This window comes from Streptomyces coeruleorubidus (assembly GCF_008705135.1).
In the GTDB taxonomy this organism is placed as follows: domain Bacteria; phylum Actinomycetota; class Actinomycetes; order Streptomycetales; family Streptomycetaceae; genus Streptomyces; species Streptomyces coeruleofuscus.
Genome location: NZ_CP023694.1, coordinates 6,659,745 through 6,678,359, shown reverse-complemented (window position 1 = coordinate 6,678,359; position 18,615 = coordinate 6,659,745). Strand labels below are relative to the sequence as shown.

Here is an 18,615-nt window from a genome sequence, read left to right as displayed (position 1 = left end):
CTCAGAGGCCCTGCTCTCCCGTGTGCTCCAGCCGGTCCTTGAGGATCTGCTCGTTGCGCGGCAGTTCCTTGCGGACCTGGGGGCGTACGACGAGCGGGACGAGGACCTTGCCTACGCCGTGGCCCTCGAAGTCGACCTCGATCGTCACGTGGGAGCGCCGCCCCTCGTCGAACGGCTCGACCTCGCCGTGCACCCGTGCCCGGACGGGTCCGTCGACACCCCGCATGCCCCAGCTGTGCGGCGGGTCGTACTCCGTGACCTCCATGGTCATCGGCATGACCCGGCGGCCGATGTGCCGGGTGACCCGCATCCGGGAGCCGACGCCGACGGGCCCTTCGTCGAGGCGTTCCGCGGAGACGGCGCTCAGCTGCCACTCCGGCAGCCGCTGGGCGTCCGTGACGTAGTCGTAGACGTCCTCGGGACGCCGGTCGACATCGATGGTCTGTCGAATGCTGGACATGATGTCCCCCTTTGCGGCGTACACCTGAATCGTCCCACTTGGTGACGCCGCAGGCACGTCCGCACAACGACAGCGAGCCCCCGCCGGTCATCGGACGGGAGCTCGCCATACGAACCGTAAGAGCCGTGTCGCCTCAGCCGGACCCGACGAAGAGCACGAGCAACAGCCACACCACAGGGGCCGTGGGCAACAGCGAGTCCAGCCGGTCCATGATGCCGCCATGACCCGGCAACAGCGTGCCCATGTCCTTGATGCCGAGGTCCCGCTTGATCATGGACTCGCCGAGGTCGCCGAGCGTGGCGCTGACCGCGACCGCAAGGCCGAGCAGCAGCCCCTGCCACCAGGCACCGCCGTCGATGAGGAACTCCAGGCACAGCGCGCCCGCCACCATGGCGAAGGCGACCGCGCCGAGCAGACCCTCGCGGGTCTTGCCGGGACTGATGCGCGGGGCGAGCTTGTGACGGCCGAAGCGCCAGCCGACCGCGTAGGCACCGGTGTCGCTGACGACCGTGAGCAGCAGGAACGTGAGCACCCGCTGCGGCCCGTCGTCCGCCGTCAGCATCATCGCGACGAAGGTCGCCAGGAACGGCACGTAGAACACGGCGAAGACGCCCGCCGTGACGTCCCTGAGGTAGTTCTCGGGCGGCTCCGTCATGCGCCACACCAGCACGGCCAGTGCCGTGAGCGCCATGGCGACCCAGGCACCCTCGGCGCCCCGGACGTACCCGGCGACGACCATCGCGGCACCGCCGAGCGCGAGCGGCACGAGGGGCGCCCGGATGCCCTTGCGTTCATCCAGCCGCTTGGTCAGCTCCCAGAGGCCCACCACGACGGCGACCGCGATCACGCCGACGAACACGGCCTTGACGACGAACAGCGACGCGACGATCACCGCGCCCAGCCCGACCCCGACCCCTATCGCGGCACTCAGGTCGCGACCCGCGCTCTTCTTCTGCGGCTTGGGTGCCGGCTCTGCGGCGTCGGGCATGGGCTCCGGATTCGTCTCGTTCCGGACCGGGGGGCTGCTCGGCCGAGCAGCCCCCCGATCGTCATCCTGGTCCCCGCCGTATGCGGCTACGTCGGGCACGATGGGCATGGGGCGAGTCTGAGGCGCTTCATGCGCATCGTATGCGGGACCCGCCGGAGCGGCCCCCTGGGCGTACCCGTGGCCAGGGCTGTGGGCGTGCCCATGGCCAGGGCTGTGGGCGTGCCCATGGCCATGCCCTTGGTCGGTGGGCCCCCAGTACCCGGCCTGCGGCGGCGCCCCCCAGGAAGAGTCGTTCATCAGACCTCGAGCAGCTCCGCTTCCTTGTGCTTCAGGAGCTCGTCCACCTGCGCCACGTACTTGTGGGTGGTGTCGTCGAGCTCCTTCTCCGCACGGCGGCCCTCGTCCTCGCCGATCTCGCCGTCCTTGATCAGCTTGTCGATGGCGTCCTTGGCCTTGCGGCGCACGGAGCGGATGGAGACCTTGGCGTCCTCACCCTTGCTCTTGGCGACCTTGATGTACTCGCGGCGGCGTTCCTCGGTCAGCTCGGGGAACACCACCCGGATGATGTTGCCGTCGTTGCTCGGGTTGACGCCGAGGTCGGAGTCGCGGATCGCCTGCTCGATGTTGCGCAGCGCGCTCTTGTCGAACGGGGTCACCACGGCCATGCGCGGCTCGGGCACCGAGAACGAGGCCAGCTGGTTGATCGGGGTCGGCGCGCCGTAGTAGTCCGCCACGATCTTGTTGAACATCGCCGGGTGCGCACGGCCGGTGCGGATCGCGGCGAAGTCCTCCTTGGCGACCACGACGGCCTTCTCCATCTTCTCCTCGGCCTCGAGGAGGGTCTCTTCGATCACCACTTGCTCCTGCGTGTCTTGAGTAGGCCCGGCTGCGGTTCCATGTGGGGCGGCGGCCGGCTGCGTCGCGTCTTCTTCCTGCACGGTTCCCGACCGACAGGACATTGTCCATCCCCCGGCCCGGCTCCGTCCCGTCCGTCCCCCGGACGGGGTTGTTCTCGGGGACCTCAGTCCCGGCTGCCGGGGTCCCCCACCAGCGTGCCGATCTTCTCACCCTTGACGGCGCGCCCGATGTTGCCCTCGGCCAGCAGCTCGAAGACCACGATCGGGAGCTTGTTGTCGCGGCACAGCGTCACGGCCGTGGCGTCGGCGACCTTCAGATCGCGGGTGATGACCTCGCCGTAGCCGAGGTGGTCGAACTTCACGGCGTCCGGGTTGGTCTTCGGGTCGGAGTCGTAGACCCCGTCCACGCCGTTCTTGCCCATCAGCAGCGCCTCGGCGTCGATCTCCAGGGCGCGCTGGGCGGCGGTGGTGTCGGTGGAGAAGTACGGCATGCCCATACCGGCACCGAAGATGACCACACGGCCCTTCTCCAGGTGCCGTACGGCGCGCAGCGGGATGTACGGCTCGGCGACCTGGCCCATGGTGATGGCGGTCTGCACCCGGCAGTCCACCCCCACCTTCTCCAGGAAGTCCTGGAGGGCCAGGCAGTTCATGACGGTGCCGAGCATGCCCATGTAGTCGGAGCGGGCCCGGTCCATGCCGCGCTGCTGGAGCTCGGCACCGCGGAAGAAGTTGCCGCCGCCGATGACGACCGCGATCTGCGCACCGTCGCGCACGACGGCCGCGATCTCGCGGGCGATCTTGTGCACCACGTCGGGGTCGACGCCCAGGCCGCCACCGCCGGAGAAGGCCTCTCCGGACAGCTTCAGCAGAAACCGGCCGCGTACTTTGCCGTCGTCGCTCTTCTGGGCCTTGGTGGTCATGGGGGATCCCGCCTCTTTCACGTTTTGCACATACGAAGAAGGCCATTGCCGGTGGGGCGTGGTTCGCATCCCATACGGCAATGGCCTCCTCGTCAGATCTGCTGTCGTCCGCCACCCATGTGACGGCGTACACGGACGACTGCTGCCGACCCTATCGGGGTCGGGCGTCGATCGCGGTACGGACTCAGATGCCGACCTTGATGCGCGTGAAGCGCTTCAGGGTGACACCGGCCTCGTCCAGGACCTTCTGGACGGACTTCTTGTTGTCGAGCGCGTAGGGCTGGCCGAGCAGCGTGGCGTCCTTGAAGAAGCCGTTGAGGCGACCCTCGACGATCTTCGGCAGGGCGGCCTCGGGCTTGCCCTCGGCGCGGGTGGTCTCCTCGGCGACGCGGCGCTCGGACTCGACGACCTCGGCCGGGACGTCCTCCTTGGAGAGGTACTTCGGCGCGAAGGCGGCGATGTGCTGGGCGACGCCCTTGGCGATCTCGGCGTTCGGCTTGTCCAGCTCGACGAGGACACCGATCTGCGGGGGCAGGTCGGGCATCGTGCGGTGCATGTACGCCGTCACGTAGCCGTCGGCGAACTGCGCGAAGCGGTCCAGGACGATCTTCTCGCCCAGGTTGGCGTTGGCCTCGTCCACGAACGCCTGGACGGTCTTGCCGGCCTCGATCTCGGAGGCGAGCAGGGCCTCGAGGTCGGCCGGGGAGGTCTTGGCGACGTGCTCGGCGATGGCGGTGGCCACGCCCTGGAACTTGTCACCCTTGGCGACGAAGTCCGTCTCGCACTTGAGCTCGACGATGACACCGGAGGAGTTGTCGTCGGCGATGATCGAGACGACGGCACCGTTCTCGGCGGAACGGCCCTCGCGCTTGGCGACGCCCTTCTGGCCCTTGATGCGGAGCGCCTCGACGGCCTTCTCGACGTTGCCCTCGGCCTCGTCCAGCGCCTTCTTGCAGTCCATCATGCCGGCGCCCGTGAGCTCACGGAGCTTCTTGACGTCGGCGGCGGTGTAGTTCGCCATGAGTCTGTGAATCTCTCTCGAAGTCTGGAAGATCGAAGATCTGCGGATGCGCTCCATGGAGCAGGAGCGCACTGTCCTGCCGCTGACCTACGGGTGAACGGCGGGAGCGGACTTCACACCGCGCCGAAGCGCTGGTGATGCAGTACCGCTCCCGCCGTCACCTCGGACTGACGGGTCAGGCCTGCTCGGCCTCGGCGGCCTTCTCGCCCTCGGCGGGCTTCTCGGCCTCGGCCTCGGCGGGGGCGGCCTCAGCAGCCTCGGCGGCCGGAGCAGCCTCAGCAGCCGGGGCGGCCTCGGCGGCGGGGGCGGCCTCGTCGGCCTTCTTCTCGCCCTCGAGCAGGTCGCGCTCCCACTCGGCGAGCGGCTCGCCCGCGGCCTTCTCGCCCTTGCCCTCGGTGGCGACACCGCTGCGGGCGATGAGGCCCTCGGCGACGGCGTCCGCGATGACACGGGTGAGCAGGGTGACGGAGCGGATCGCGTCGTCGTTGCCCGGGATCTTGTAGTCGACCTCGTCGGGGTCGCAGTTGGTGTCGAGGATCGCGACGACCGGGATGTTCAGCTTCCGGGCCTCACCAACGGCGATGTGCTCCTTCTTGGTGTCCACGATCCAGACGGCGCTGGGCACCTTCTGCATCTCGCGGATACCACCGAGGGTCTTCTCCAGCTTGGCCTTCTCGCGCGAGAGCACGAGAAGCTCCTTCTTGGTCAGACCGGACGCGGCGACGTCCTCGAAGTCGATCTGCTCGAGCTCCTTGAGGCGCTGCAGACGCTTGTAGACGGTCGAGAAGTTGGTGAGCATGCCGCCCAGCCAGCGCTGGTTGACGTAGGGCATGCCGACGCGGGTGGCCTGCTCGGCGATGGCCTCCTGCGCCTGCTTCTTCGTGCCGACGAACATGACCGTGCCGCCGTGGGCGACGGTCTCCTTGACGAACTCGTAGGCGCGGTCGATGTACGACAGCGACTGGAGCAGGTCGATGATGTAGATGCCGTTGCGCTCCGTGAAGATGAAGCGCTTCATCTTCGGGTTCCAACGACGGGTCTGGTGACCGAAGTGGACGCCGCTCTCCAGCAGCTCCCGCATCGTGACGACGGCCATGGCCGTATCTCCTTGTGCTTCTCGGTTGTGCCGCGGATGCCGGACGGCTTCCGCGCCTGACGCCCGCTGCGCGCCGTGCCACGAGGGACCGAGGGGCGCTGATACGGCCCGTTGCCGGGGTGCGTATCGGGGCGTGCGAAGTCGACCCGGTGACCCGGATCGCCACCAGAAGTGTACGGGACCCGCGGGGCACCGGGTGACGCCGTTGTCCACAACCGGACGGCGGTCCACAGCCACGGCCGGTGACGGGCAACGGTCCGGGACGCTTTCGGCATGCGAGCGAAGCGATGTGTGCCTGTTTGTACGCGCCTGGTCCTGGTGCTGGTCATGGCGGCGGCCGTCCTGCTGGCCCCTCCACCGCCCCTGTTCGCGGCGGACACGCCCCCAGCGGACGCCACCGTGCCGACGGCCGGCCGCACCTGGCCCGTCGGCTCGCTCCCTCGGGTCCTCCGCGGCTGGGAACCTCCGGCGACGGCCTACGGCCCGGGCCACCGAGGCGTGGACCTGGCGGCAGCCCCGGGGACGCCGGTACGGGCGGTGGCGGCGGGCCGGGTGTCGTTCGCGGGCCGGGTGGCAGGCAAAGGGGTCGTCTCGGTGGAGCTGACAGGGACGGGCGAACCGCCGCTGCGCACGACCTACGAGCCGGTGACGGCGGCGGTGGAGGAGGGCGAGCAGGTGGAATCGGGCGAGGTGATCGGCACGGTGGACGCCACGGGCTCACACTGCACGGTCACGTGCGTGCACTGGGGCCTGCGCAGGGGTGACACCTACCTGAACCCGCTGTCGCTCCTGCCACCGTGGCTCCTGCACAGAGGCCCATCGCGGCTGCTGCCGGTCCACGGGACTGCTTGACTGCGGGCATGCGTGGCCGCGCACCCACCCGCCCCCGGCACCCACGCCGCTCAGCCCCGCACACCCCGCAGGGCCATGGACACCGCGGCATCGGCGATCGACCCGGGATCTTCAGCGGCCCCCAGCTCGATGCGCCGCACCGCCGCGTCCACGACCCCCTGCAACAACATCGCCGCCAGCCGAGGCTGCTCATGCCCCAGCTCGCCCAGCGCCTCGACGATCATCGCGACCAGCCCGCCATGGGCCGCCCGGATCTTCTCCCGGGCCCCGGCGTCCAGCTCACTCGCCGAGATCGCCACCACGGCCCGATGCCGCCGGTCCCCCACCAGCTCCAGCTGCTGCCGCACATACGCCTCGACCTTGGCCTCGGCCGTGTCCGCCCGCTCCATCGCCGCCGACACATCCGCCGCCCAGACGGGAAAGTCGACCTCGCACAGCTCCTCGACCACGGCCGCCCGTGACCGGAAGTACTCGTAGACGGACGAGCGCGCGAGCCCCGTCCGCTCGGCGAGGGCCGGGAAGGTCAGCGCCTCCGTACCGCCCTCGGACAACAAGGAACGAGCCGCGTCCAGCAGGGCGGCTCGCTGCATCGACCGGTGCTCGGCCACGGAGGCCGCTCGAATCCTTGGCACGTCAACCACTCTACGGACGCGCCAGGCCCGGCGGGAGAGGCTCCCGTCAGGCCGTCACCTTCCGGCCAGGTCAGCGGCCGAAGCTCGCCAGTTTCGCTCTCAGCTGGAGCACCGACTTGGTGTGGATCTGGCTGACCCGGCTCTCGGTCACGCCCAGCACGTTCCCGATCTCGGCCAGGGTGAGCCCTTCGTAGTAGTACAGCGTGACCACGGTCTTCTCCCGCTCGGGCAGCGTGTTGATCGCCCGCGCGAGGAACCTGCGGAGCTCCCGGTCCTCAACGACCTCCACGGGGTTGTCGGCGGCGGTGTCCTCCAGCGTGTCCATGACGCTCAGCCCGTCGCCGCCCTCGCCCCCGCCGTGCAGCAGCTCCTCCAGGGCCACCACGTTGGCCAGCGACAACTGGCTGAACACCGCGTGGAGTTCCTCCACCGCGATGCCCATCTCGCCGGCCACCTCGCCCTCGGTCGGCGTCCGCCGCAGCCGCGCCTCCAGCGTGGCGTAGGCGCGCTCCACGTTGCGCGCCTTCTGCCGGACCGACCGGGGGATCCAGTCCAGTGCCCGCAGTTCGTCGATCATCGCGCCGCGGATCCGGGTGATCGCGTACGTCTCGAACTTGATCTCGCGGTCGATGTCGAACTTCTCGATCGCGTCGATCAGCCCGAACACCCCGGACGAGACGAAGTCCGCCTGCTCGACGTTGGACGGCAGGCCCACGCTGACCCGGCCGGCGACGTACTTCACGAGCGGCGAGTAGTGGAGGATCAGCTGCTCCCGCAGCCGCTCGTCCCCCGTCGCTTTGTACGACCGCCACAGCTCGTCGAGTGTCGAGGGAGCGGGCGGCCGCACGCTGCCACCGTCACGGGCGGCTGGGGGGATCGCCGCCCGGTCGGACCCGGAGGTGTGCTGGGGCATTCGTCGCCTTGTGCCGTTCTGCTGCGGAGTGGTGCTGCTGGGGTGGGCTGTCTGTCTGATGTCGAGTTGCCTGTCCGTGTCGGGATCCTCGTGAGCGTAGCGTGACTGCGGTGTCGCGGTGCGCGAAGGACGGAGGTCAAGGCGAACGCGGATACATTCCGAACGGCGTCCCACCGGGTCGGCGAGCTCGCTCCGTGTGATCACCTGAGAACCCCAACTGGGCGAATTTCCAAGGGATGTCGGGGTTCCCCCGGACGGCCGAACGGGCGCGGTCAGCATGGTCCGGGACCACCGCGGACCGACATCACCGCCTGGCGTGTCAACTTCCAGCCGTCGCCGTGTCGTTCGACGTAACCGAGTGCTCGGAGTTCGTACAGCCGGGCGATCGCGTCGTCCTGTGTCGTCTGTGCGTGGCGCGCGATCTCGTCAGGACGGGCCACCCGGCCGCCCGGCAGCGCGGCGAGCACCTGCCGGGCGGCCGGTTCCAGCAGGTCCCGGGGCAGGACCGGGCCGCGCCGGTCGGGGGCCAGCTGTCCGATGTCGCCGACCAGTTCGACGACGTCCGCGGCGTCGGTGACCAGGGCCGCCTCTCCGCGCAGCAGCTCGTGCACCCCGGCGGACAGAGCGCTGGTGGCCGGGCCCGGTACGCCCATGGTGTGCCGACCGAGTCGCTGTGCCGCACGCGCCGTGACCAGGGAGCCGCTGCGGTGGGCGGCCTCGACGACCACGGTGCCGCGGGTGAGTGCCGCGATCACCCGGTTCCGCAGGATGAACCGGCTCGGTGTCGGGTGATCACCGGGCGGCAGCTCACCGATCACCAGTCCCTGCTCTGCGATTCTGCCGATCAGCCGGGTGTGCCCGCGCGGGTAGGGGCGGTCGACGCCGCAGGCGAGGACGGCGACGGTGGCGCCGCCCGCGCCTAGGGCGCCGCGGTGGGCGGCGCCGTCGACTCCGTAGGCACCGCCCGACACCACGACCCAGCCCTGCTCGGCCAGGCCGGCGGCGAGGGTGCCCGCCATGTGCGCCCCGTACTCGGTACAGGCGCGGGCGCCGACGACGGCCACCGATTTCAGCGCCCACATCCGCAGGCCGGCCCGCCCGCGCACCCACAGCCCCAGTGGCCGGGCATCCCCGAGATCGTCGAGCTGCCCCGGCCACTCCGAGTCCCCCGGCCCGACGAACCGCACCCCGGCCGCCCGGGCGACGGCGAGGTCCTCACGCGGCCGAGCCGTCTCGGCCCTGGCCAGCAGTCCCTTCCACCGCTTGCCGCTCACCCCGGCCAGGGGCGGCCCGCCCTCCGCCAGCCGCCGGGCCAGGCCCCGCACCCCGAGCTCCCGGACCCACCGGCCACCGATCTCGTCACCGGGCTCGATGACACGCGTGAGAAGGACCCGTGCGAGCAGCTCCTCGTCCGGCTCGTCGGCGACGCTCACGTCAGCGCTCCGAGGGCCATGGGGACGCCCCTGGGGACACCGGTGCGCAGCTGGAGCGCGAGTGCGACGTCCGAGGCGTCGGGCCGGTCGTGGCCGACGAGATCGGCGACGGTCCAGGCCACGCGCAGGACGCGATCGAGGCCGCGGGCGGTCAGGACGCCCCGCTCCAGGTTCCGCTCGGCCTCGTCCATCGCCCCGGGCGCGGCGTACCAGCGGCTGCGCAGCTCGCGCCCCGGTACCTCGCTGTTCGTGCGCCACGGAGTGCCGGCGAGGCGCTCCGTGGCCCGCTGCCGGGCCGCCCGTACCCGGTCGGCGACCGTCGCGGTGGACTCGCCCCGCGCTCCGGAGGCCGTCAGCTGGGCGCGGGTGACGCGGTCCACCTCGACGCGCAGGTCGACCCGGTCCAGCAGCGGGCCGGAGAGCCTGGCCTGGTAGCGGCGGATCGCCGAGGGCGGGCACTCGCACAGGTCGTCACGCTGCGAGAACCGGCCGCACGGGCAGGGGTTGGCCGCGAGCACCATCAGGAACTTCGCCGGGAAACGCACCACTCCCGCACTGCGCGCGATGACGACATGCCCCGCCTCCAGCGGCTGGCGCAGGGCGTCCAGGGCCTGGCTGTTGAACTCGGGCGTCTCGTCCAGGAAGAGGACTCCCCGGTGGGACAGCGACACCGCGCCGGGCCGCGCGATGCCCGGGCCGCCGCCGACGAGTGCCTGCATGGTGGCCGAGTGGTGCGGGGCGCAGTAGGGGGCGACGTCGATCAGAGGCTTGCCCGGGGGCAGCAGGCCCGCCACCGAGTGGACCGCGGTGACCTCCAGCGACTCCTGACGGCCGAGCCGGGGCAGGATGGCGGGCAGCCGCTCCGCGAGCATCGTCTTGCCGGCGCCGGGAGGCCCTTCCAGGAACAGGTGGTGTCCGCCCGCCGCGGCCACCTCCACCGCCGTGCGCGCCGAGGTCTGCCCGACGACGTCCGCCAGGTCGTGGCCGGGCTCGTGCTGGGCCGCGCCGACGCTGTGCATGCCCGTGGCGGCGCCCGTGCCCGGCATGCGCAGGCCGGCGAGGAGCGGGTCCGGGCGGCCCTGCTCGTCCGGATCCTCGTCGGGCACGGGTTCGTCGGCCAGGACGGCGATCAGCTGGCGCAGGCTCCGGACGCCCAGTACGGAGACCCCGGGCACCAGGGACGCCTCGGCGGCGGCACACTCCGGCACCACCACCTGCTCGTACCCGGCGTCCGCCGCCGCCAGCACCGCCGGCAGCACTCCCCGCACCGGCCGCACCCGCCCGTCCAGCCCCAGTTCCCCGATCATCACGATGTCGGCGAGGACCCGGGGATCGATGCGCTCCGACGCGCCGAGGACCGCGGCGGCGACGGCCAGGTCGAAGCCGCTGCCGCTCTTGGGGACGGAGGCAGGGCTCAGGCCGACCGTGAGCTTCTTCTGGGGCCAGGCCGCGCCCGAGTTGACGACCGCGGCGCGCACTCGGTCCCGGCTCTCCGTCAGGCTCTTGTCGGGCAGCCCCACCAGCGTGAACGCAGCGACACCCGGCTCCAGGTCGGCCTGGACCTCGACGACCACGCCCTCGACGCCCACCAGCGCCACCGAACACGTACGGGCGAATGCCATCAGGCCACCCCCCGCACGTGCTCCACCACGGCCGCGCCGCGGGCCGGCAGCAGCACCCCGACCACGTCGATGCGGACCCCGCCGGGCGGTGCGCCCCCGTGCGTCTGGATCCACCGCTCGGCGAGGTCCCGCAGCCGCTCCGCCTTCTGCGGGGTCACGGCGGCCATCGGATGCTCGAAGGGACCCTCCCTGCGGGTCTTCACCTCGCAGACGACCAGGACGTCCCCGTCCCTGGCCACGATGTCGATCTCACCGGTGCGGCCCGAGCGCCAGTTGCGCTCCAGGACCGTCAGTCCGGTCTCCGTCAGCCGCCGGGCCGCCAGGGTCTCTCCGTACCTGCCCATCGCACTGCGTGCGTTCATGTCGGCACCACCTCCGGCGCCAACGATCACGCAGCCGTCCCCACGAAGTGGATCTTGGTGGACAGCTCAGCGGCTGTGGAAAACCCCGTCACCCTCCCGGGTGAACGTCACCCGCTCGGCAGCTCGAGATCGCTCTTGTTCAGCTCCTCGATGTTCACATCCTTGAACGTGAGGACCCGGACCTGCTTCACGAAGCGCGCCGGCCGGTACATGTCCCACACCCAGGCATCCGCCATGGACACCTCGAAGAACACCTCACCCTGGACCGAGTGCACCTGCATCTCGTAGTCGTTGGTCAGGTAGAAGCGCCGCTCGGTCTCGATCACGTATTTGAACAGACCGACGACATCGCGGTACTCCCGGTAGAGCTTCAGCTCCATCTCGGTCTCGTACTTCTCGAGGTCCTCGGCGCTCATGGCATGTTCCCCTTCAGCCGTGCGATCCCACCATTGTGCGCCAGTCCCGTGCGCCCCTAGACGATTTCCGGGTCAAGGATCACGGGCCTGGCCGGGGGACCTTCGTCGAGCAGCGTGCGCAGCAGCCCGGCGAGTCTCGTCGGATACACCGTCTCATGTGCCCGGCAAAGTTCCGGACACGTCCACCAGCGCGCTCCGGCGACACTGCGCCGCTCCAGCTCGGTCAGCCCCGCGGCCTCGATCGCCGTACGGTCCGTACGAGCCAGGAAGTACCACTCGTCCTGGTCCCAGCGGCGGCCCGCGAACGGGAAGGAGCACATCCGCCGCCACAGCACCGGGCCGAGCTCGACCTCGGTGATGCCCGTCTCCTCGGCGAGTTCCCGCAAGGCGGCCTCTTCACGGGTCTCGCCGCCCTCCACACCGCCGCCGGGGGTGAACCACCAGTCGTCGGCCGGATCGTCCGGCTCGTGCCCGTGCAGCAGCAGGATGCGGTCCTGCGGGTCGAGCAGCACGACCCGGGCGACCTTGCGCAGCCCGCCCTCGTAGGTGTCCTGGCCCGCCCTCACGGCCTCAGCGGACACCTGCGGGCTCCGCGCTCGCCCGCCGGGCCCGGGCCGCGCCCGCGCGCTTGGCCACGGGGCCGTAGGCGCCCCCGCCCAGGACGAGCACGGCGCCGGCGATCACCAGGGCGGTGATCGTGCGCAGCGGACCGGGCGAGGACAGGGCGCCGAGGGCCTCGAAGCCGGTGGGGCGCTCCAGCATGCCGTTCATGGGCCAGACGACGGCGTCCACGCGCGAGTCCACGGCGCCGCGCGCCACCGTGCCGCTGGCGGCGTCGGTCAGGTGGGCGGTGGAGTCCAGGGAGTTGCCGCGCTCGTCGCCGAGCAGGAACAGGCGCCCCTTGGGGACGGTGACGGTCGGGAAGCCGGTGATCTCCGCCGGTGTGCCCTCGGCCAGGTACGGCTCGTCGATCTCCTTGCCGTTGACCTTCAGCTTGCCGTCCTGGCAGCAGGAGACCGTGTCGCCGCCGACGGCCACCACGCGCTTGACCATCGGCGCGTTGCCCCAGGTGGCGTCCTTGAACACGACGACATCACCGCGGCGCACATCAGCGCCGTCGACGCGCTGGGCCAGCACCCGGTCGCCGGCGTCGATCGTCGGCGTCATCGAGCTGGTGGGCACGGTGTACGGCAGGTAGACCACCGCTCCCCAGGCGAAACCCCCCAGGAACAGTACAAGGCCCAGTGCGACGGCCAGCCCGGACAACCGCTGTCCGGTCCGGCTGCCCACCGGGCCCGAGCCTGTGCCACCGCTGCGCGGGGCCGTGTGCGTCATGCTCTCGCCACCCATGGGTCCGCACCCTACCCGGGGGTACCGACCGGGGTCAGCCCACCGTCGGGATCACTGCTTCCGGCGGCGCCACAGCACCACCGGCACCACCCCCAGCAGCGCCAGTCCCTGCGGCGCCGCCGTCAGACCGGCCGCGGCCGACTGGGTGTTGAGACCGGCCTGGTCGAAGGTGTCGGGCACCGGCAGGTTGTCCCAGCGGTTGACCGGCCAGGCGATGACGATGGCCCGGCCGACGACGTCCTTCACCGGGACCATGCCGTTGTGCTTGTCCGACTGGTTGTAGCGGGAGTCCCGGGAGTTCTGCCGGTGGTCGCCCATGACCCAGATGGAGCCCTCGGGGACCTTCACCTTGAACTGACCGCCCTGGTCGTCGACGCTGCAGGGCGTGTTGCCGGCGTAGACGTACGACCGCTCGTCCAGCGCCTTGCCGTTGACCGTCAGCGGGCCCGTGCCCTTGCACTCGACCGTGTCGCCGCCGACGCCGACGACCCGCTTGATGAGGTCCTTCTCCTCCGCGGACGGCATGAGGCCGATCCAGCTGAGGAACGTCTGGAAGGCGTTCGGATCCGCCACCGGCTCGCCCGCCAGCCAGTTGTCGGGGTCGTGGAAGACGACGACCTCGCCACGCTCGGGCTCGGAGCCGAACCAGGGGGTCAGTTTGTCGACCAGGACGCGGTCGCCCTGCTGGAGGGTGTTCTGCATCGAGTCGGAGGGGATGGAGAACGCCTGCACCAGGAAGGTCTTGATCAGCAGCGCGAGCACCAGCGCGATGCCGATCAGGATGGGCAGCTCCTTCCAGAAGGAGCGTGGCTTCTTCGGCGTCCGGGCCGTGCCGCCCGGTCCCTCGCCCTCGGCTGTGCTGTACTCGCCTGTCACCCTGTCGTCCTCGGCTGCCCCGGAGTCACTCCCGGGGGTCACGGCGCTGTCCGCGGCCGGGACGGCGGATTCCGCGGGGCGTCCGCGGTGCTCCTCGCCGTCGTGTCCGGACCGTGCGCCAACCGCCACATCCCCCACGCCAACTCCTCACTCTGTGCCGCCGCCTGCCCCATACACGACGCAGGCCCACCACTCCCATAACGAGCGGGAGTTCCGCAGGGGTCGGGAGCTGGATCGTTCCGTTCGAATCGTAGGAGGCAACCCTATGCGACAGTTCGGGAGCAGCGGTCGACCCGGTGGCCGAGTCGGACACGGAGGCGTAGGTGTTCGGTTCCTCCAGAGTGGTCCAGTGCCCGAAGGGCCAGGCGATGACCATGGCGCGGCCCACGACCTCTTCCTCGGAGACCGTGCCGCCGTAGTCGGTGTCCTGGTGGGCGCGGGAGTCCGCGGAGTTGTTCCGGTGGTCGCCCATCACCCACAGCCGGCCCGGGGGAACGGTGATGTCGAACGGCGTGTCGGACGGGGCGTTGCCGGGGTACAGGTAGTCCTCGACCAGCGGGATGCCGTTGACGGTCACGCGTCCTTGCGCGTCGCAGCACTTGACGCGGTCTCCGCCCACGCCGACGACCCGCTTGATGAGGTCCTTCTCGTCGTCGGACGGCAGCAGGCCGATGAAGGTGAGCCCTTCCTTGACCTGCTTGATGACGATGGGGTCGTCCTTCGGAAGGGTGGTCTGCTCGTCCTGGAGCCAGCCGCCGGGGTCCTTGAACACGACGACGTCCCCGCGCTGCGGCTTGGAGCCGAACCACGGGGTGAGCTTGTCGACCAGGACGCGGTCGCCGATCTGGATCGTCTGCTCCATGGAGCCGGACGGGATGACGAAGGCCTGGACGAGGAAGGTCTTCAGCACGAGCGCTATGAGGACGGCGACGCCGACGAGGAGGGGTATCTCCTTGACGGCACCGCGCCTGCGGCGCCGCTTGACCTTCTTCTGGAGCTTGCGCCGCTCGGCGCGCGTACGGCCGCCGGAGGGGCTGGCGGCGCGCCGGGCGCCGGTGGGCAGCAGGTTGTCCGCGGGGCTGGCGGGGACGCCGCGCGGTTTGCCGCGGTTACCCATGGGCGCCCGCCCTTCCGGGGGCGGAGGCGGGCACGCGCGCGTAGGCGTCCGGGCGGTGCAGCCGGGTGGCGTGGCCGAAGGGCCAGACGATCCAGTCGGCGCGGCCGATCACCTCGTCGACCGGGACCATGCCGCCGCCCGGTGAGCCGAGGTGGTCCCGGGAGTCGCTGGAGTCGTCGCGGTGGTCACCGAGGACGAACAGGGTGCCGGCGGGGACGGCGACGTCGAAGGGCACCGTGGAGGGGCTGTCGCCGGGATGAAGGAAGCCCGACTCGTCGACCGGCCGGCCGTTCACCTGGATCCTCCCCTCCTTGTCGCAGCAGACGACGTGGTCTCCCCCCACGCCGACAACGCGTTTGATGTAGTCCGCGTGCCCGAAGTACCCGGTCCCGTCGAACACGACGATGTCTCCCCGCCGCGGCTCGGCACCGAAACGGTACGCCAACTTATTTACGAGAACCCGGTCCCCGATCCTCAATCCCTGTTCCATGGATCCGCTGGGGATCTGGAACGGCCGCAGCACGAAGGTGCTGAGCAGCAGCAGGAAGAGCAGGCAGGCGAGCAGTGTCAGAGTGATCCGGCCGCCCGGGACCCACTCGGTGACACGCGACAACGCGAAACGCGACCGTTCCTCCGGCCCTCCGGGATCCGAGGTGTCCTCGGAGTCGGAAGGGCGGGAGGAGCGGTCGCGCTCCGTCGGCTGAGCTTCGGTGTCCATCGGGGCCAGATGCTATCCGGCCCCGACGCGAACCCCGGAGAGCGCTCAGTTCTCGCGCTTCTCCTTGATCTTCGCGGCCTTGCCGCGCAGCTCGCGCAGGTAGTACAGCTTGGCGCGGCGGACGTCACCCTTGGTGACGAGCTCGATCTTCTCCACGATCGGGGTGTGCACCGGGAAGGTGCGCTCGACGCCGACGGAGAAGGAGACCTTGCGGACCGTGAAAGTCTCGCGCACGCCGGAGCCCTGGCGGCGGATCACGACGCCCTTGAACTGCTGCACACGGGAGCGGTTGCCCTCGATGACGCGGACGTGCACGTTGACCGTGTCGCCCGGGCGGAAGGCGGGGACGTCGCTGCGCAGCGACGCGGAGTCGACGGTGTCGAGCAGGTGAGACATTTCGTCTGCTTTCCTCGCTGATGCCACAGGTCATCAACGGAAACTAGGTGTTTCGGATTCAGGGCTGTGCGGGTCGGAGCGGGCGTCGTCTCCCCCTGTGGCAGGGGCGCGCGCCGGACGGACGCACAACAGCTCGCTATTCTTCCACGCCGTCGGTCCTGCGCCAAAATCGGCCGTACGGCTCCCCCGCCGGGTCCGGCGCCCAGCCCAGGATGGACAGCATCTCGCGGTCCTTCTTGTCGAAGGCCTTGGGGTCGCACCGCTCGATGAGGTCGGGCCGGTGGGCGGTGGTGCGCTTCAGGGCCTCGTCCCGCCGCCAGCGGGCGATCTTCCCGTGGTGGCCGCTGAGCAGCACGTCGGGGATGTCCCGGCCGCGCCACTCGGGCGGCTTGGTGTAGACGGGACCCTCCAGCAGGCTCGCCATGGCGCCGGGCGCGAAGGAGTCGTCCCGGTGGGACTCGGCGTTGCCCAGGACGCCGGGCAGCAGCCGCGCCACGGCCTCCGTGACGACGAGGACGGCCGCCTCGCCGCCGGCCAGGACGTAGTCGCCGATGGACACCTCGTACACCGGCATCCGCGTCGCGTACTCGTCGACGACCCGGCGGTCGATGCCCTCGTAGCGGGCCGGCGTGAAGATCAGCCAGGGGCGCTCGGAGAGGTGGACGGCGAGCTCCTGGGTGAAGGGGCGGCCGCTGGGCGTGGGCACGATGAGGGCCGGCGCGCGGGAGCCGGTCTCGTAGCCGTCGGCCAGGACGGAGTCCAGCGCCTCTCCCCAGGGCTCGGTCTTCATGACCATGCCGGGGCCGCCGCCGTAGGGCGAGTCGTCGACGGTGTTGTGGCGGTCGTAAGTCCAGGAACGCAGGTCGTGGACGTGTACGTTCAGCTGTCCACGCGCGCGTGCCTTGCCCACGAGGGAGACGTTCAGCGGTTCCAGGTACTCGGGGAAGATCGTGACGACATCGAGGCGCATTACGACTCTTCCCGGCTTGAGATGTCTTCGCGGCCGGAGGCGTCTTCCCGGCTGGAGGCGATCTCGGCGCGGTCGTCGATCAGGCCCGGCGGCGGGGTGATGACGGCCTTCTGCTCCTCGAGGTCGATCTCGGCGACGATCTCCTCCACGAAGGGGATCATCACCTCGCTGCCGTCGGGGCGCTCCACGATGAACAGGTCCTGGGTGGGCAGGTGCGAGATCTCCGTGATCCGGCCGACCTCCGTGCCGTCCGCGGTGACCACGTCGAGGTCGATGAGCTGGTGGTCGTAGTACTCGTCCTCGCCCTCGGGCAGTTCCTCCGGGTCGACGTCGGCGATCAGGAGGGTGTTGCGCAGGGCCTCGGCGCCGGTGCGGTCGCTGACGCCCTCGAAGCGCAGCAGGAGACGGCCGCTGTGGACGCGGCCCGTCTCGATGGTGAGCGGTCCCACGGAAGCGGGATCGGTGGTGAGTACGGCGCCGGGGGCGAGCCTCAGTTCCGGCTCGTCGGTCCGTACCTCGACGGTGACCTCGCCCTTGATGCCATGGGCACGGCCGATCCGTGCGACTACCAGCTGCACGTGTCCAGTCTCCTGTCATACGACTGCGGGCCGGGGACGGCCCTCAGGCCTTCCCCGGCCCGAGCCGGTTTGCGATAAGCGTCAGCGGACGTGGTCCACGTCGACGAGGTCGACGCGGACACCGCGACCGCCGATGGCGCCCACGACGGTACGCAGGGCGCGTGCGGTGCGGCCGTTGCGGCCGATCACCTTGCCGAGGTCGTCCGGGTGGACCCGGACCTCGAGCACTCGCCCGCGGCGCAGGTCGCGCGAGGCGACCTGCACATCGTCAGGGTTGTCGACGATGCCCTTCACGAGGTGCTCGAGAGCCTCCTCGAGCATGCTCAGGCCTCGGTCGAAGCGGACTCGGCGGAAGCCTCGTCCTTCTTCTCAGCCTTCTTCTTCTGGGTGATCGCCTCACCCTTGCCCTCGTCGTCACCGCCGAGAGCCTCGAACGACGGGCGCGCGGCCTTCTCGGGCGCCGTCAGCAGCGGAGCCGGGGCGGGCTCGCCCTTGAACTTCTGCCAGTCGCCGGTCTTCTTGAGGATGGCCATCACGGGCTCGGTCGGCTGCGCGCCGACACCGAGCCAGTACGCCACACGCTCGGCGTCGACCTCGATCACCGAGGGGTTGTACGTCGGGTGGTACTTGCCGATCTCCTCGATCGCACGACCGTCACGACGGGTACGGGAGTCGGCGACGACGATGCGGTAGTGAGGCGAACGGATCTTGCCCAGACGCTTCAGCTTGATCTTGACTGCCACGGGAGTGGGTTCTCCTGGATTTGACGTGGTTGGGCACGGCGAGATGGCCGCGTGGGGTTGCGGTACCCGAGTGCCCGATGGACGCGTCAGCCGGAGGCGAGAGGGTTCCTGTGCGGCTGTCGAGTACAGCTAGCCATTGTGCCATACCCTGCCGGGCGTCCTTGACCGAGGGGCTCGCTGCCGTGCGGGCATGCTGAGGGGGCACCCGGCGTGGAGGTGAGGTACGTCGGGTGCCCGGCCCGGCAGTGGCGAGTGCTGTCCCGACCGGCAGCCACGAGATGCCGGTGGTGGA

The 18,615-nt window shown here is 70.5% G+C and carries 23 protein-coding genes; 1 reads left to right on the top strand and 22 read right to left on the bottom strand.

Features of this window, described 5'->3' with window-relative positions; translation table 11 throughout:
* Position 1: 1 nt before the first annotated feature.
* The 6 genes from CP976_RS31020 to rpsB form a co-directional block, all read right to left on the bottom strand.
* The gene (locus CP976_RS31020; RefSeq protein ID WP_150483273.1) at positions 2-460 is read right to left on the bottom strand and encodes an SRPBCC family protein; all 459 of its coding nucleotides are present in this window, start codon (positions 458-460) and stop codon (positions 2-4) included.
* Between the two features lie 133 nt (positions 461-593).
* Entirely contained in the window at positions 594-1,745 is a 1,152-nt protein-coding gene (locus tag CP976_RS31015; RefSeq protein WP_150483272.1) for a phosphatidate cytidylyltransferase, read from the bottom strand.
* The gene (frr, locus tag CP976_RS31010; protein ID WP_059422066.1) at positions 1,745-2,302 is read right to left on the bottom strand and encodes a ribosome recycling factor; all 558 of its coding nucleotides are present in this window, start codon (positions 2,300-2,302) and stop codon (positions 1,745-1,747) included. Before frr ends, CP976_RS31015 begins: the two co-directional genes overlap by 1 nt.
* A 167-nt stretch (positions 2,303-2,469) precedes the next feature.
* Positions 2,470-3,228 (bottom strand): UMP kinase, encoded by a 759-nt coding sequence (pyrH, locus tag CP976_RS31005; RefSeq protein ID WP_010044452.1) that lies wholly within the window; start codon positions 3,226-3,228, stop codon positions 2,470-2,472.
* Positions 3,229-3,412: 184 nt separating this feature from the next.
* Positions 3,413-4,249, bottom strand: a complete 837-nt coding sequence (gene tsf / locus CP976_RS31000) for a translation elongation factor Ts (RefSeq protein WP_150483271.1) — start codon at positions 4,247-4,249, stop codon at positions 3,413-3,415.
* 175 nt (positions 4,250-4,424) lie between these two features.
* Complete coding sequence (gene rpsB, locus CP976_RS30995) at positions 4,425-5,345, bottom strand: 30S ribosomal protein S2 (RefSeq protein ID WP_150483270.1); 921 nt, start codon at positions 5,343-5,345, stop codon at positions 4,425-4,427.
* Between the two features lie 273 nt (positions 5,346-5,618).
* On the opposite strand from rpsB, the gene CP976_RS30990 reads away from it, so the two are divergent.
* Complete coding sequence (locus CP976_RS30990) at positions 5,619-6,197, top strand: murein hydrolase activator EnvC family protein (RefSeq protein WP_150483269.1); 579 nt, start codon at positions 5,619-5,621, stop codon at positions 6,195-6,197.
* Positions 6,198-6,247: 50 nt separating this feature from the next.
* Here the strand turns inward: CP976_RS30990 and CP976_RS30985 are convergent, their stop codons facing one another.
* The 16 genes from CP976_RS30985 to rpsP form a co-directional block, all read right to left on the bottom strand.
* A complete protein-coding gene (locus CP976_RS30985; RefSeq protein WP_150485576.1) occupies positions 6,248-6,805 on the bottom strand; it encodes a TetR/AcrR family transcriptional regulator in 558 nt (185 codons plus the stop codon).
* Positions 6,806-6,899: 94 nt separating this feature from the next.
* Positions 6,900-7,742 (bottom strand): RNA polymerase sigma factor WhiG, encoded by an 843-nt coding sequence (gene whiG, locus CP976_RS30980; RefSeq protein ID WP_150483268.1) that lies wholly within the window; start codon positions 7,740-7,742, stop codon positions 6,900-6,902.
* A gap of 272 nt (positions 7,743-8,014) precedes the next feature.
* Entirely contained in the window at positions 8,015-9,175 is a 1,161-nt protein-coding gene (gene dprA, locus CP976_RS30975; RefSeq protein ID WP_150483267.1) for a DNA-processing protein DprA, read from the bottom strand.
* Positions 9,172-10,797, bottom strand: coding sequence for a YifB family Mg chelatase-like AAA ATPase (locus CP976_RS30970; protein WP_150483266.1), 1,626 nt, complete (start codon positions 10,795-10,797; stop codon positions 9,172-9,174). Before CP976_RS30970 ends, dprA begins: the two co-directional genes overlap by 4 nt.
* A complete protein-coding gene (locus CP976_RS30965) occupies positions 10,797-11,159 on the bottom strand; it encodes a YraN family protein (RefSeq protein ID WP_167537454.1) in 363 nt (120 codons plus the stop codon). The genes CP976_RS30970 and CP976_RS30965 overlap by 1 nt, the downstream gene beginning before the upstream one ends.
* A 107-nt stretch (positions 11,160-11,266) precedes the next feature.
* Positions 11,267-11,575: a DUF2469 domain-containing protein gene (locus tag CP976_RS30960; protein ID WP_003993268.1), complete on the bottom strand. Its 309-nt coding sequence runs from the start codon at positions 11,573-11,575 to the stop codon at positions 11,267-11,269.
* A gap of 56 nt (positions 11,576-11,631) precedes the next feature.
* Positions 11,632-12,156, bottom strand: coding sequence for an NUDIX hydrolase (locus CP976_RS30955; RefSeq protein ID WP_150483264.1), 525 nt, complete (start codon positions 12,154-12,156; stop codon positions 11,632-11,634).
* Positions 12,146-12,925 carry a signal peptidase I gene (gene lepB / locus CP976_RS30950; protein WP_150483263.1) on the bottom strand — a complete coding sequence of 260 codons (780 nt, stop codon included), beginning with the start codon at positions 12,923-12,925 and terminating at the stop codon, positions 12,146-12,148. Before lepB (CP976_RS30950) ends, CP976_RS30955 begins: the two co-directional genes overlap by 11 nt.
* Positions 12,926-12,976: 51 nt before the next feature.
* On the bottom strand, positions 12,977-13,939 hold the full coding sequence (lepB, locus tag CP976_RS30945) for a signal peptidase I (RefSeq protein WP_150483262.1): 963 nt from the start codon (positions 13,937-13,939) through the stop codon (positions 12,977-12,979).
* A complete protein-coding gene (lepB, locus tag CP976_RS30940; protein ID WP_150483261.1) occupies positions 13,827-14,918 on the bottom strand; it encodes a signal peptidase I in 1,092 nt (363 codons plus the stop codon). The genes lepB (CP976_RS30945) and lepB (CP976_RS30940) overlap by 113 nt, the downstream gene beginning before the upstream one ends.
* The gene (gene lepB / locus CP976_RS30935) at positions 14,911-15,636 is read right to left on the bottom strand and encodes a signal peptidase I (RefSeq protein WP_150483260.1); all 726 of its coding nucleotides are present in this window, start codon (positions 15,634-15,636) and stop codon (positions 14,911-14,913) included. The genes lepB (CP976_RS30940) and lepB (CP976_RS30935) overlap by 8 nt, the downstream gene beginning before the upstream one ends.
* Positions 15,637-15,681: 45 nt before the next feature.
* Positions 15,682-16,032, bottom strand: a complete 351-nt coding sequence (gene rplS, locus CP976_RS30930; protein WP_030852073.1) for a 50S ribosomal protein L19 — start codon at positions 16,030-16,032, stop codon at positions 15,682-15,684.
* 136 nt (positions 16,033-16,168) lie between these two features.
* On the bottom strand, positions 16,169-17,002 hold the full coding sequence (gene trmD, locus CP976_RS30925) for a tRNA (guanosine(37)-N1)-methyltransferase TrmD (RefSeq protein WP_150483259.1): 834 nt from the start codon (positions 17,000-17,002) through the stop codon (positions 16,169-16,171).
* On the bottom strand, positions 17,002-17,580 hold the full coding sequence (gene rimM / locus CP976_RS30920) for a ribosome maturation factor RimM (protein ID WP_150483258.1): 579 nt from the start codon (positions 17,578-17,580) through the stop codon (positions 17,002-17,004). Before rimM ends, trmD begins: the two co-directional genes overlap by 1 nt.
* Before the next feature lie 81 nt (positions 17,581-17,661).
* The gene (locus CP976_RS30915) at positions 17,662-17,901 is read right to left on the bottom strand and encodes an RNA-binding protein (RefSeq protein ID WP_005479813.1); all 240 of its coding nucleotides are present in this window, start codon (positions 17,899-17,901) and stop codon (positions 17,662-17,664) included.
* Between the two features lie 2 nt (positions 17,902-17,903).
* Entirely contained in the window at positions 17,904-18,323 is a 420-nt protein-coding gene (rpsP, locus tag CP976_RS30910) for a 30S ribosomal protein S16 (RefSeq protein WP_150483257.1), read from the bottom strand.
* Between the last annotated feature and the right edge of the window lie 292 nt (positions 18,324-18,615).